A 12,785-nucleotide genomic window follows, 5' to 3' on the forward strand; every position below is an offset into this window, starting at 1 on the left:
ACCCCAACCGCCGCCGCCCCAACCGCCATGATGACCGTTGCCTCCCCAGCCGCCGCCATGACCATCCCAGGCCGTAGCGACAGTCGGAAGCGTCAAAGCCGCGGCCAAACTCGTAACTAGAGACAGTTTGCGCAACATGCTGATCTCCTTCTGCCCCGCGCAATTCATTCCATCGAGCCACTGAATGTTGGCTGAATGAGGAGGCGCTTCAGCGGACTGCCCACGAAGTGAAAGGCGACAGGCGCTCAGATTTTTTGTCGACTGAGTGTCGAGCCGGAAGAAGTCGCGCGTGCGGTCGCACCAGCCTTTGATCATCGCCGACGGCTGGTCTGTTGAGTCGCTACGAGACGATCCATTCCTGCAAGGCGTCCTCCGCCGCCGGACGCAGAACGATGTCGTATCAGCCGGGCAAAACATCGCCTCGACCGCCGTTTTGCATGGCGCGCGACCGCGCCTTTTTGCGCGGAATCTGCTGTGTGTGCCCGCGCATATCGCCGCAGAGTGGATATGCGCCACTGTCGGCCAATGATGTCATGCGCTCCAAGGGAGCTTGACGGAATTAAGCAGGCAGGCACTCGCCATGAAAAAGCAGACGGATCGTGATTTCGTTGGAAGCTGGACTTTCGAAGCAATTCGAACGTTTGCTGGCGCGGCCACGGGAAGAGATGTCGCTGCTATGCAGGAATCATTCAGGCGCCAGGCCGAGCTCTTTCGGCGCAACGGCGACGCCGGCCGCGCCGCATTTTGGGAGGCGCTGTCCAATAGGATTGCCGACGCGGCTGACCGATCAGCGCGGCAACCGGATGAAATTTTTTCCGCGACCGATGCTGCGTGAAGCGTCCCCATAGTCAGGACGATAGCGCCAAGGGCCACACAAAGCCGAAAAAGTCACGCAAGCGCACGTCCGCACAGGGATGCTCGATTTGCTCGAGCAGCAGCGAGCGTGAAGCTGAAAAGCCGGTGGACGAAGAGCCGCTGGCGGTGATCGCGGCGGAGAAACCAGTCATGAATTTTTACGTTTTCCTGGCCCCAAGCCATCAGTCGGCGACGGTTCACAAAGGATCTTGTCCTCACTGCAATGAAGGCAGGGGCCAGCGAAGGCCGGGACTAAAAGCAAATCTCACTACGGAATGGCTTGGCCCACATCTAGATAGCAAAAAAGCGTTTGCAATCGCTCGCGGATCCGGCGTCAAGAATGTCACGAGATGCGGGCACTGCAAGCCGGAGAATCCGGTTTAGAAACTACTCGCGCCGGACTTCACTCTCCCGATCTCCAACATTTGGAAAAGCGAAACAAGACGGGAGGCTCCAGCCACTTTGGCAACAGCGAAATGAGCGATGAAGCGGTAGCAGCCATATTCCGGCCTCATCTTGCCAGCTTGGATACTGGTGATACCTGGCGAGGAGATCGATGCCTATCGTCGCGAGCGATGCATCCTTGCGACAGGGATTTGTATGAGCTCGAATATCGCCGCTCCGTCGCGACGCTTTTTTCTCGGCGCCATCGCGCCAGTACTGGCGGCGGTCGCTCTAGGACCCGCCGTCGCCAGCATCGCCGTCGTCGGCGATAGTCTCGCGGCCGGCTGCCCATTCCACACGCTGTCGTGTCGCCCCTTCGAGGTGATAAACTTCGCCAAGGGCGGCGCGCGGCTCGTGGATATCGCCGGGCAGTTGGAGCGTGCGCAACGAAATCGCGCGCAGAGCTTCATCATCGACGGAGGTCTGAACGATCTTTTCGGCGCCGCCGCGCCGATCCGGGACATCGAACGCGATTTCCGCGGCGTGCTGCAAGTCCTCAATCCGAGGGCTTCCGCGATCTTCACCTTGATGCCTTATATCGCCCAGAGAGAGGCGGCGCCGCGCATTGATGCAGCGAACGCAATGATGGCGGAGCTTTGCCGAGAGCAAGGCATCGAGGTGTTGGACCTCAATCCGCATGTTTCGCTCAATGGCGTGCGCCGCGCAGAGATGAGCGACGACGGGGTGCATTTCACGCCACGCGCTAATGCGGTGTGGATCGCGGCTCTTCGGGAGAAGTTGAGCGATCAACTATTCCTCGACAGTGGTAGATTAGCGAAAATCTTGCTCGCGCCGAGCTGACCGCGTTTGAGCGCGATGAGCATGTCGCCGAGTGGATTGGCCGGCCGATCTTCAATCCACTCAAGTTCAGCCAAATGAAACGAAGCGATCTGGGCCATCGCCAAGAAGGCGGAGTCCATGCCGCTGCTCGCGATCTCGCATAGACCGTGACGACGCCCGCCGCGCGACGGAGGTTGCTAAGCGCTCCCCGACCCGCCGGTCTCCCTTTCCTGCATTCGTTTCACGGGGCCTCTCGGCAAGCGCATCGGCGACGGCGCCACGCGCCCGCGCAGCGCGTTATTGAGCACTCGGCTTCGCCGTCGCGTCCTTAACGCACTTCTTTGTGAAGCTCGTCTTCGCGGCGCCCGCTAATTTCCTTTCGACCGCGGCGGCTTCGCAAGAGACCGCGGCGGCGTTCCTATCGCATTTTTTCATGAAGCTGTTCAGCGCCGCGCCGTGCAGTTTCTTCTCGGTCGCCCGTGCCGCGCAGTCCGGAGCGGCCGGATCGGTCTGTGCGAAAGCAGCAGCGGATAATGAAACGCCGGCGGCGAAGATCGAAGCCGTGAAGATCCTTCTAAACATGTTGCTCTCCTCAAAAGTGCGCAATTTCCCCCTCATAGCCGCAGCCGATCCCCTGCAATTAAAGTGGTGCTCGAACCTCACGAAACATTGAAAGGATCGACAATCACGATGTCGAATCCCTCGAAATCACGGGGGCGAACTCGGCGCAGTGCGGGCTCCGCCGACGGCCAGGCGCGGTTTCCGAAGCGGAAACGAGGGCCTGCCGCAGGGAAGCGGCAGGCCCGCGCATCTCACAGCGGCTCGGAGCTGGTCATTCAGGAGCCGGCGACGCCGGCGTTCCAAATCTTCCCGTTGGCCGGAATCGTCTCGTGACAGGAGTATGGGCTGACCTTATTTTCCGCGATCCAGCGCTTCTCCGCAACGGACTCGAAGGGGGGCGGAATCTGGCCCTGAATCGACCAGAGGTCGGCGGGAAGCTCATCCACAGTGACCTCCCAGTCGAATCCGCGGTCCTTGACCCAAGGGGCGATAAAACTATCGATGGTCTGAACCCACCAGCTTCTCACCACAGCGCCATTCGCCGTTCGGGCCATCTGGTCGATTTTGAAGCGCACAAACTTCGGGTGCGGCTTACCGCCGACGAAAATGTTATTCGCCGCTACCTCTTCGAAGATAACCACGACGTAAAACGCTGGAATGGGAACCGTGCCGTACGCTTCGGTGATCTTCGCCACGAACTCCGCCTTGTCGGCATCCGAATAGGCCCCGACCGGAGTGTAAACCTTCCATAACGGCATAGTGCTTCCTCCCTCGATGTTACGGCTGCCCCTGCGCCTTCCGGGCAGGCGTCAACCAGATTGGACCGGTCCCCAGGGCGGGGAGCCAGCCTGAACGACGGTGACCAGCTTGCGATTGACGAATTCACCGAAGCCCAATTCCGAAAGTTCGCGGCCGTAGCCCGAGCGCTTGACGCCGCCGAACGGCAGCTCGGGGGTCGTCCAGGCCGGCTGGTTCACGAAGACCATTCCGCTCTCGATCCGATCGGCGACCGCGCGGCCGCGCGCAGTATCGCCAGCGAAGACCGAGCCGCCGAGACCGAATGGGCTGGCATTGGCGAGGGCGATCGCCTCCTCCTCGGTGTCGACGACGAAAAGGGATGCGACGGGACCGAACAGCTCCTGCGCATAAATCGGATTTTCGGAGGTTATGTCCGTCAGGACCGTCGCTTGCAGATAGAAGCCCGGCCGGTCGATGCGTTCGCCGCCGACCACGACTTTGGCGCCACCCTTCTTGGCCGCGCTGATCTGGTCGAGCAGAAGGTTCAATGCGCGTTCCGAGGACATCGGCCCGAGCCCTGTGTCTTCCGCGGTCGGCTCGCCGACTTTCAGTCCCACCATGCCGCTGACAAAGGCGTCCTGGAACGCCTGTCCGCGCGCCTGGCCGACCACGATGATGCGCTTAGACGACACGCAGCTCTGGCCCGTGTTGAACATCCGGCCGAAGATGGCGCTCTCGACCGTGGACTCGAGCGGCGCATCCTCGAGGACGATGAACGGGTCGCTGCCGCCCAGCTCGGCGACAACCTTTTTCAAATTGCGTCCAGCCCGCTCGGCCACGGCGGCGGCGGCGCGCTCGCTGCCGGTAATGGTCACCCCGACGATGCGGGGGTCGTCGATCAGGCGCCCGATCTGCTCGATGCTGGCAAAGAGCTTGGTGAAAACGCCCGCAGGCGCTCCGGCGTCGCGCATCAGCCGCTCGAACGCCAGCGCGCATTGCGGCACGCTTTCGGCGTGCTTGAGCAGCACGACATTGCCCGCGGCGAGTTGGGGGCCGATCACGCGAGCCACCTGATAGTAGGGGAAATTCCACGGCTCGATTGCCAGGATCACGCCGATCGGGCGGGTCTCGAGCACGCTGTCGGGGAAGCCGGAGAAGGTCTTCGGCCTCGAGAATTCCTCGGCGTGGCTGGCGTAGTAGTCGAGGATCGCCGCGGAGAGCTGGACCTCCGCCTGGGCCGCTCCCGAGAGCTTGCCCATCTCGAGAGTGACGTAGCCGGCGTACTCGTCCGCTCGCTCCCGCAGCAGCGCCGCCGCTTTCGAAAGGATCCGAGCGCGCTCCGCGACCGGGCGATCGCGCCACTCCGTCAGGTAGGCCCATTGAGCGGTGGCGACGGCCGATTCGAGCCCCGCCTCGGAGATGTCGTCGAAGGACTTCAAACGCGCTCCCGACGCTGGGTTCACAGTTTCGTAGGCCATGCGTTTCTCCGCCGGTGTGATCGAGCCACGAAGTTCTTGCTGTGCTTGCTCGTCCCTCTCATCGCGGAGCTTAGGCGTTCGCGTCGTCGTCAATAACGTCGAACTCTGCCAATCTAGGCGTTCGAACGTGCCAGGAGGCCGTGCCCGGGGACTCGCAGCGCCTTTTGATTTGCCGCGTCCGGTCGAGTTTCTGATCGGCCTGGCCCCACCGGATCATCCGTTGCGCGGCGGCAGAAGAGGTGGTCAAGTCGTGCCAGTGTCCCGAGCGGGGAGGAGGGATCGTTGAACGCGATCAAGATCGTGTATCCGCTGCCAGACGACCACGACGCTCCAACGCAAAGCCTGCTGGGGTTGAGCGCGCTCGCCGCGGAATTAGGCGCGCAGGGCGTCTCCGTTGAAGACCTTTTCGCGCAGACAGGTATCCAGCCTTGCCAGTTGGAGGATCCCAGGGCGCGCATGTCGCACCGCCAGCGGCTGGCCATTTACGCCAATGCCCGCCGACTGGCGACGCGACCGGAGATCGGCCTGCTCGCCGGCGCGCGGCAGCGGCTGAGCGACTATGGCATCTACGGTTACGCCATGGTCAGCAGCGCGACCTTCGGCCAGGCGCTGCTGCTCTCCGTCGAACATGTGACCATGGCGGGGCCGGCAGTGAGGCAGATCAGCTTCAGCATCGAAAACAACACCGCCGTTCTGCGGAGCCACGGCGTGGAGGCGCTCGGCGACTTGCTGCCCTTCGCCGCCGAGTTCTGGCGCAGCTCGATGACGTCGCTGTTCAGCCACGTCCTGGGAGCGCCATTTCCGACCAAGCGCATGATTTTCACCTTCCCGCGCCCGCAGTATTGGCGGCTCTACGAGCGGATGTTCAATTGCCCGATCGAGTTTGGCGGCGAGACCATGGAGTGGCATTTCGATCCCGCCGTCCTCGATCGATCCTGCCCGAACGCCAATCCGATCACCGCCCAGGTGTGCCAGCAATTCTGCGATCGGGTGTTGACCGAGACGACCGGCGGCGCCGACTTGGCGCGACAGATCCGCGTCGTCTGCCTCAACAGCTCGCAGCAATTTCCGCCCGCTCGGGAGATCGCGGACAAGTTGGGCCTTTCTTTGCGCACCCTGCATCGGCGGCTCTCGGAGAGCGGCGTGTCGTATCAGGGAATCATCGACGACCTGCGCCGATCGATCGCCACCGAGTATTTGGAAAACACCCGGCTGCAGATCGAAGAGGTCGCCGAACGCGTGGGCTTCGCGGATGCGACCAGTTTCCGCAAGGCCTTCAAGAAGTGGACGGGACATGCGCCGAGCGTCTATCGCGGCGGCCTGCAGGAGGGCCCCGATGGGATCCTCTCCAAGGTCGAATAGAGGCCACGAAGCCTTACGCCTGGCGTGATTTGACCCGTTATGATCCCTTGTGTGACGATGGTCGCGAGGGCCGGACGAGTAACGAATATAAAAACGAGATGCTCGGTCTGACTGGCAGTTTCGAATGCGAAAATTGGCAGAGTCGAACGTGGCCGGTTCGCCGGTTCACCGGCACAATCCCTCCCAGCGACGCCGCGAGGCGCCCGCGCGCCGCCTCTGAGCGAGACCGGCCCCGTTAGAGCGCCGAAACGTCAGCGTTCCGGCCAGCGGCGGCGCGACTCAAGGGAGATAGGGAATGACGTCGACAGCCGTCCAGGAATCCCGAACGCCGGCGGCCGACGCGCCCATCCAATGGACGCTCGACGGCGCAGTCGCCGTGGTGACGATGACCAAACCGCCGCACAACCTTCTCGACGACGCCATGCTCGAGGCCCTCGTCGCCGCATATCGGGCGGCGGTCGAGGCCGGCGCGCGCGCCATCCTGCTGCGCAGCGCCCTGCGCCACTTCTGCGCGGGCGCGGAGGTCGAGACCTTCGGCGTCACGACGGTCATACACACCGACCCCGTCAAGTTCGCCGCCCTCTTGGAGGGCCTGGAGAGCATCCCGGTCCCGACCGTCGCCGCTCTGAACGGCGGCGTGCTGGGCGGCGGCCTGGAGATTGCGCTGACCTGCGACATGATCCTGGCCGCGGACTCCGCCTTCGTGGGCCAAGTCGAGGTCGCGGTCGGTCTTCACCCGATGCTCGGCGGAACCCAACGCCTGGTGCAGCGCGCCGGCGTCGCGCGCGCCAAGGAGATCGCGATGCTCGGCCGCCGCCACTCGCCGCAGGCCTTCGAGCGGTGGGGCGTCATCAATCTGGTCGTTCCCGAAGAGGAGCTCGGCGCCGTCTCCCTGACCTGGGCCCGACAGCTCGCCGCGGGCCCGACGCGGATTCTTGGCGGCATCAAGATGCTGGCCAATGAATCGGCGCGCGCGGGCATCGCCGCGGCCGACCGGCGCCAAGTCGAGATCAACGCGATGATCTGGGCGACCGAGGACCGGAAGCGCGGGATCGAGGCGTTCCTGAAGACCGGGCCGGGCACGGCCGTCTACGAGGGAAACTGAGATGTCCGCGCCCCTCCAAGGCCTGCGCGTCGTCGACTTCACCCGCGTTCTCGCCGGCCCCCATTGCACCAAGGCGCTACGCGACCTCGGCGCGGACGTTATCAAGATCGAGCCCCCGTCGGGCGACATCGGTCGCAAGGGCCTGCCGCACATCGGCGACATGGGCCTCTATTTCGTCCAGCAGAACGCCGGCAAACGCAACCTCAGCCTCGACCTCAACTGGAAAGAAGCGCGGGAGATCGTCATGGAGCTCTGCCGCCACGCCGACATCATCGTGGAGAATTTCCGCCCAGGCACGCTTGCGCGCTTCGACCTCTCTTACCAGGACGTGAGCGCCTACAATCCCAATATCGTCTATGTGTCGATCACTGGTTACGGCCAGTCCACATCCTGGCGCGGCCGACCCGCCTTCGCGCCCACGGTGCAATGCGAGACGGGCCATACCTCGATTGTCCACACTCACTACGGCGCCGCCCTGACCGCGCCGATGAACGACGCCGCAAGCCACGCCGACGTCTATACTGGGCTTCAGGGCGTAATTGCGGTGCTGGCCGCCCTTGAGCACCGGCACAAGACTGGGAGAGGCCAGCACGTCGACGTCTCCATGGCCGCCACCATGCTCTCGGTCAATGAGCGCGCCGGCGCTCTGCTGTCGGAGATCGACACCGAGGGGGAGCCGATCGCCCTTTCGGCCAATGAATCCCACATCTACGAGTTGCCCGGGGGCAAACGGCTGACGATCGCCGCGAGCCCGATCTACACGCCGATGTTCATGAGCTATTGCGGAATGATGCGGCGGACGGATTTGCTGGTCGATCCGCGGTTCGCCACGGCGCGGCTCCGGCGGACTAACCTCAATGCTCTCCTCGCCGAGGTGCGGGCCTGGATCCTGACCTTCGAGGACCTGGCGCAGCTGCAGACGCAGGTCAGCGAAGCCGGCCTCGCGGTGGGCGAAGTCCGGTCGATCACCGAGTTCGCGAAGACTGACTGGGTCAAGGAATGGAACGCCATCGTGGAGATCGACGATCGCAACGGAGGCACGACGCCGATGCCGGGCGCTCCGTGGATCTTCAGCGGGGCCGAACTTCCAGCGCCGGGCGCGCCGGCCTTTCAGGGCGAGCACAATACCGAGATCTGCGCGGAAGCAAAGGTGGCGCCCGAGGCCATCCAAAGCTTGAAGGACCGTCACATCCTTCTGAGCCGCCGCAGCATCATGGGCGATTTCGATTGAGGTCATCATGGTCGCGATCAACCACACGCACGACCCCGCCGCACGCAGCTGGGTGGCCGGCGCCAACTGGCCTGACGGCGACTTCCCGATCCAGAATCTCCCTTTCGCGGTGTTTCAACGCCCTGACGAGCAGCATCATTGGCGGGGCGGCGTCGCAATCGGCGATCAAATCATCGACATGCAGGCGCTCGGCGACGCCGAGTTGCTTGAGGGCGCCGCCGCCGCGGCCGCGCGCGCGTGCCTTTCGCCGTCCCTGAACGCCTTCTTCCGGCTCGGGCCAACTGCCTGGCGAGCTCTGCGCCACGCCCTGTTCGATCTCCTGAAGGAAGGCGCTCCGCCGGCTGGGCGCGACGCCGTGGCTGCGTGTCTGGTTCCGCGGGAGGATGCGCTCTTCAAAGTCGCGGTCGACATCGGCGACTACACCGATTTCTATACCTCGCTGTTTCACGCGGACAACGTCGGCCGGGCGATGGGCCTCGAGCTGGTCACGCCGAATTTTCGCTGGATGCCGCTCGCTTACCATGGCCGGGCGTCGAGCATCGGCGTCAGCGGGCGTCCGGTCCGCCGTCCCCTGGGGCAGGCCAAGCCTCCCGGCGCGGTCGTCCCGCAGCTCCAGGCGTGCCAGAGGCTGGACTACGAGGCGGAGCTGGCGATCTACATCGGCCAGGGCAATGCGGCCGGCGATCGGGTCCCGATCGACGAGGCCGAGGACAAGGTGTTCGGCATCGGCCTGCTCAATGATTGGTCGGCCCGGGACATTCAGGTCTGGGAGCAGGCGCCGCTCGGACCGTTCCTGGCGAAGAACTTCGCGACCAGCGTGTCCCCGTGGATTGTCACGCTGGAGGCGCTGGCGCCGTTTCGCACGGCGGTGTCGCGCCCGGACGGCGATTCCCCGCCGCCGCCCTATCTCGACAGCGATCGGAACCGAACGTCCGGCGGCTTCGACATCGTCCTGGAAGTCCGCTTGGGCACGGCGCGTCAGCGAGAGGCCGGCCGGTTGCCTCGGCGCGTGTCGGTCACCAGCTTTCGTCACCAGTATTGGACGGTGGCGCAGATGATTGCCCACCATACGGTGAACGGCTGCAACTTGCAGATCGGCGATGTGATCGGCAGCGGCACGGTTTCCGGCCCCGGCGAAGGGGAGGCAGGGGCGCTGAGCGAGCTGAGCAAGGCAGGAAGCGCTCTCGTGCCACTGGGCGCCGGCGAGGAGCGTGCCTTCCTCGAAGACGGCGACACCGTCACCTTGTCCGGCTATTGCGCGAAGGACGGTTTCGCTCGGATCGGCTTTGGCGACTGCGCCGGCGAGGTGCAGCCAGCGCCCACATTGTAGAAGCCGCCGGCGCCGGCGGCACCGCGCGGTCGCGTGGGCATTTCGATGATTGCGGGGCAAGGGCGCATCACGCTCGTAGGGCAGCGTCGGCAATCCGCTAATTTTTAGCGTAACCGCATTATGCGAAGTCTTGATTTTCGCACAAAAGCGAAGTGTCGAAACCGGCCTTGACTTCTAACGCCAAGGCCGCAAATTGTCGTTCCATGGGGAAGCGATCTCCCCACGAGGCGACATGCCCAAGAATCGCGTCCGGTTTTTCACCAAGGGCGCACTATGTCGTCAATCAACTCAATCTCTCCTGATAAGCTCGCGCGTCTCATTGGCGTCGTCCATTGTCCCGCGCTCATTGACGTGCGGACGGACGAGGATCACGAATCCGATCCACGCTTATTGCCATGCACGTTACGTCGCCGCGCAGAATCCGTTTCGCATTGGGCCTCGGAGTTCGTCGGTCGTCCGGCCATCATCATCGACAAGAGCGGAGAGCAAGACAGCGAAGGCGTCGCTGCATGGCTTCGTCATGCTGGGGCGAGTTCTGCCGATGTTCTGACGGGAGGACATCTAGCTTGGGTCAAAGCGGGCGCTCCGCTCATCCCAGTGGCGAAGGTGCCACAGCGCGACACTCTGGGGCGCACAATCTGGGTTACGCGCTCCCGCCCGAAAGTTGATCGGATCGCCTGTCCCTGGCTCATCCACCGGTTTGTCGATCCAAGCGCCGTCTTTCTTTTCGTTGCACCAGCGGAAGTCTCAGCGGTTGCGGAACGTTTCGGTGGCGCGCCTTTCGACATAGAGGGTGCGTTCTGGAGCCACAGGGGTGAACGCTGCACATTCGATACGATGCTCGAGGAATGGGGCCTAGCGATAGAGCCGCTACAAAGGCTTGCGGTGATCGTGCGTGGAGCGGATACGGCGCGCCTCGATCTTGCCCCTGAAGCAGCGGGGCTGCTCGCGGCGTCGCTCGGTCAATCCCGCATGTATGCGGATGATCTCGAACAGCTCAAAGCCGGGATGGCGCTCTACGACGCCTTTTATCGCTGGTGTCGTGATGCGACTGATGAACCCCATAATTGGCCTGCCACCAAATCTGGAAAAGCGTCGTGAACGTTCATATTCAAACTACCGCCCACGATCATGGCGTATCCCTCGCTGAAGCATCTCGTGTCTGGGCTCGCATTGCTTTGCTGAGCTTCGGCGGACCTGCCGGGCAGATTGCGGTGATGCACAGAATTGTTGTCGATGAGAAGAAGTGGGTTCCCGAGAGCCGCTTCTTGCACGCCCTCAACTACTGCATGCTGTTGCCCGGCCCCGAGGCTCAGCAACTCGCCACCTATATTGGCTGGCTCATGCATCGCACCGCCGGCGGCCTCGCTGCGGGCGGGCTGTTCATTCTCCCCGGCGTCATCTCGATCATGGCGCTCAGCATCATTTACGCGCTCTGGGGGAATGTCGGGATCGTGGGCGGATTGTTCTTCGGGTTGAAGGCCGCCGTTCTCGCCATTGTTATTGAAGCTGTCGCGCGGATCGGCAAGCGCGGGCTCAAATCTCCGGCGATGCAGCTTCTGGCCGCCGCCTCATTCGTCGGCATTTTCTTCTTCGCCTTGCCGTTCCCTGCAATCATCCTTGCATCGGCCTTGATCGGTTACGTCAGCGCGGCGCGCGGGAATCCCGCCTTCGTGTCAGTCCGACATGGGGCGGCGCATGAGGACGGCGAAAGTGTTCTAGGCGATGGGACACCCGTTCACGCTCACCCTTCGGGTAAGCGGGCGCTGCAAATCGGCCTGATCTGGGTGGCGGTCTGGCTCATCCCGGTTGTTGCGATCTTGTTTGTCGCCGGTCACGGGAACGTCTTCTCCCAGATCGCGATGTTCTTCAGCAAAATGGCTGTCGTGAGCTTTGGCGGAGCCTACGCGGTCCTCGCCTATGTCGCGCAACGGGCGGTCGAGACCTATCACTGGCTGACGCCTGCGGAGATGCTCAATGGGCTCGGCATGGCGGAAACGACGCCTGGCCCGCTGGTCATGGTCTTGCAGTTCGTGGGCTTTATGGCGGCGTTTCGCTCGCCAGGCGACTTGCCGCCACTTCTGGCGGGGGTGCTCGGCGGCTTGCTCGCAAGCTGGGTCACCTTCGCGCCCTGCTTTCTCTGGATATTTCTCGGCGCGCCATACATCGAAAAAATCCGCTCCAACAAGGCGCTCTCCGGCGCATTGGCGGCGATCACCGCCGCCGTCGTCGGCGTCATCCTGAACCTCGCTATCTGGTTTGCGATCCACACCATTTTTCGCAAGACGGTCGCCGTGGATGGCTATGGGCTGTCGTTCGACGCGCCCGTGCTCGCCAGCGTGGATTTCTGGAGTCTCGCCCTCTCGGCCGCTGCGGCGATTGCGATCTTCCGGCTTCGTGTCGGCGTGCTCCAGACCCTGGCGGGTTCCTGCCTGGCGGGAATAGGGCTGTTTCTCGTAGGAGCGATTTAGACTTTCGACGGAAAGGGAGAACGCCATGAAAAAGAGGCCGCTAGCCACTCTCTGCACAATATGTCTGCTATTGCCCGCGTCTGTTGCTGTTGCTGTAGCTGAAACCGACTGGTCGCAGGTTGACGCCGCTATCGGCAAGAAGGCCGCCGTCTCTGGAAGCGTGCACAAATACGCTCTCCCGCGCAGCGATCTTCACGTCACCCTCGACGGCGTCAGCATCAAGCCCGGTCTCGCCCTCGGCGGCTGGATTGCTTTCGAGCCAGCCGGACATTCGGCTATGATGATGGGTGACCTGGTGGTGATTGAAACCGAGGTGAATCCCGTGATGCGGTCGCTACTCGCCAACGGCGTCCAGGTGACGGCCGTCCATAACCACCTCCTGCGTGCCAGCCCCGCAACTTTCTATATGCACGTCGGCGCGCACGGCGAC

General features: G+C 63.3%; 13 protein-coding genes. 10 read left to right on the top strand and 3 right to left on the bottom strand.

Annotation, left to right across the window (positions count from 1 at the left end; translation table 11 throughout):
• Positions 1-550 precede the first annotated feature (550 nt).
• Together QZ964_RS17315 and QZ964_RS17320 are read left to right on the top strand one after the other, a co-directional pair.
• Entirely contained in the window at positions 551-835 is a 285-nt protein-coding gene (locus QZ964_RS17315; protein WP_292533066.1) for a hypothetical protein, read from the top strand.
• Positions 836-1,455: 620 nt separating this feature from the next.
• A complete protein-coding gene (locus QZ964_RS17320) occupies positions 1,456-2,100 on the top strand; it encodes a GDSL-type esterase/lipase family protein (RefSeq protein WP_292533067.1) in 645 nt (214 codons plus the stop codon).
• 276 nt (positions 2,101-2,376) lie between these two features.
• On the opposite strand, the gene QZ964_RS21620 is transcribed toward QZ964_RS17320, so the two are convergent.
• A complete protein-coding gene (locus tag QZ964_RS21620; protein ID WP_367119296.1) occupies positions 2,377-2,541 on the bottom strand; it encodes a hypothetical protein in 165 nt (54 codons plus the stop codon).
• Here QZ964_RS21620 and QZ964_RS21625 point away from each other — a divergent pair.
• Complete coding sequence (locus tag QZ964_RS21625) at positions 2,513-2,752, top strand: hypothetical protein (RefSeq protein ID WP_367119297.1); 240 nt, start codon at positions 2,513-2,515, stop codon at positions 2,750-2,752. The genes QZ964_RS21620 and QZ964_RS21625 overlap by 29 nt on opposite strands.
• Positions 2,753-2,915: 163 nt before the next feature.
• On the opposite strand, the gene QZ964_RS17330 is transcribed toward QZ964_RS21625, so the two are convergent.
• A complete protein-coding gene (locus QZ964_RS17330; RefSeq protein ID WP_109027791.1) occupies positions 2,916-3,398 on the bottom strand; it encodes a tautomerase family protein in 483 nt (160 codons plus the stop codon).
• Between the two features lie 51 nt (positions 3,399-3,449).
• Positions 3,450-4,856 (bottom strand): NAD-dependent succinate-semialdehyde dehydrogenase, encoded by a 1,407-nt coding sequence (locus tag QZ964_RS17335; protein ID WP_292533070.1) that lies wholly within the window; start codon positions 4,854-4,856, stop codon positions 3,450-3,452.
• A gap of 282 nt (positions 4,857-5,138) precedes the next feature.
• On the opposite strand from QZ964_RS17335, the gene QZ964_RS17340 reads away from it, so the two are divergent.
• From QZ964_RS17340 to QZ964_RS17370, 7 genes are all read left to right on the top strand, one after another.
• Positions 5,139-6,218 (top strand): AraC family transcriptional regulator, encoded by a 1,080-nt coding sequence (locus QZ964_RS17340; protein ID WP_292533071.1) that lies wholly within the window; start codon positions 5,139-5,141, stop codon positions 6,216-6,218.
• A 295-nt stretch (positions 6,219-6,513) separates the two neighbouring features.
• Positions 6,514-7,323 (top strand): enoyl-CoA hydratase-related protein, encoded by an 810-nt coding sequence (locus QZ964_RS17345; RefSeq protein WP_109025858.1) that lies wholly within the window; start codon positions 6,514-6,516, stop codon positions 7,321-7,323.
• Between the two features lies 1 nt (position 7,324).
• Positions 7,325-8,554: a CoA transferase gene (locus QZ964_RS17350; protein WP_292533073.1), complete on the top strand. Its 1,230-nt coding sequence runs from the start codon at positions 7,325-7,327 to the stop codon at positions 8,552-8,554.
• Positions 8,555-8,561: 7 nt separating this feature from the next.
• Positions 8,562-9,884 (top strand): fumarylacetoacetase, encoded by a 1,323-nt coding sequence (fahA, locus tag QZ964_RS17355; protein ID WP_292533074.1) that lies wholly within the window; start codon positions 8,562-8,564, stop codon positions 9,882-9,884.
• A 273-nt stretch (positions 9,885-10,157) separates the two neighbouring features.
• Complete coding sequence (locus QZ964_RS17360; RefSeq protein ID WP_292533076.1) at positions 10,158-10,985, top strand: sulfurtransferase/chromate resistance protein; 828 nt, start codon at positions 10,158-10,160, stop codon at positions 10,983-10,985.
• Complete coding sequence (gene chrA, locus QZ964_RS17365) at positions 10,982-12,355, top strand: chromate efflux transporter (protein ID WP_292533077.1); 1,374 nt, start codon at positions 10,982-10,984, stop codon at positions 12,353-12,355. Before QZ964_RS17360 ends, chrA begins: the two co-directional genes overlap by 4 nt.
• 25 nt (positions 12,356-12,380) lie before the next feature.
• Positions 12,381-12,785, top strand: a 405-nt coding sequence (locus QZ964_RS17370) for a DUF1259 domain-containing protein (RefSeq protein WP_292533079.1), incomplete at its 3' end; no start/stop codon positions are given.

Source organism: Methylocystis sp. (assembly GCF_021731785.1).
GTDB lineage: Bacteria > Pseudomonadota > Alphaproteobacteria > Rhizobiales > Beijerinckiaceae > Methylocystis.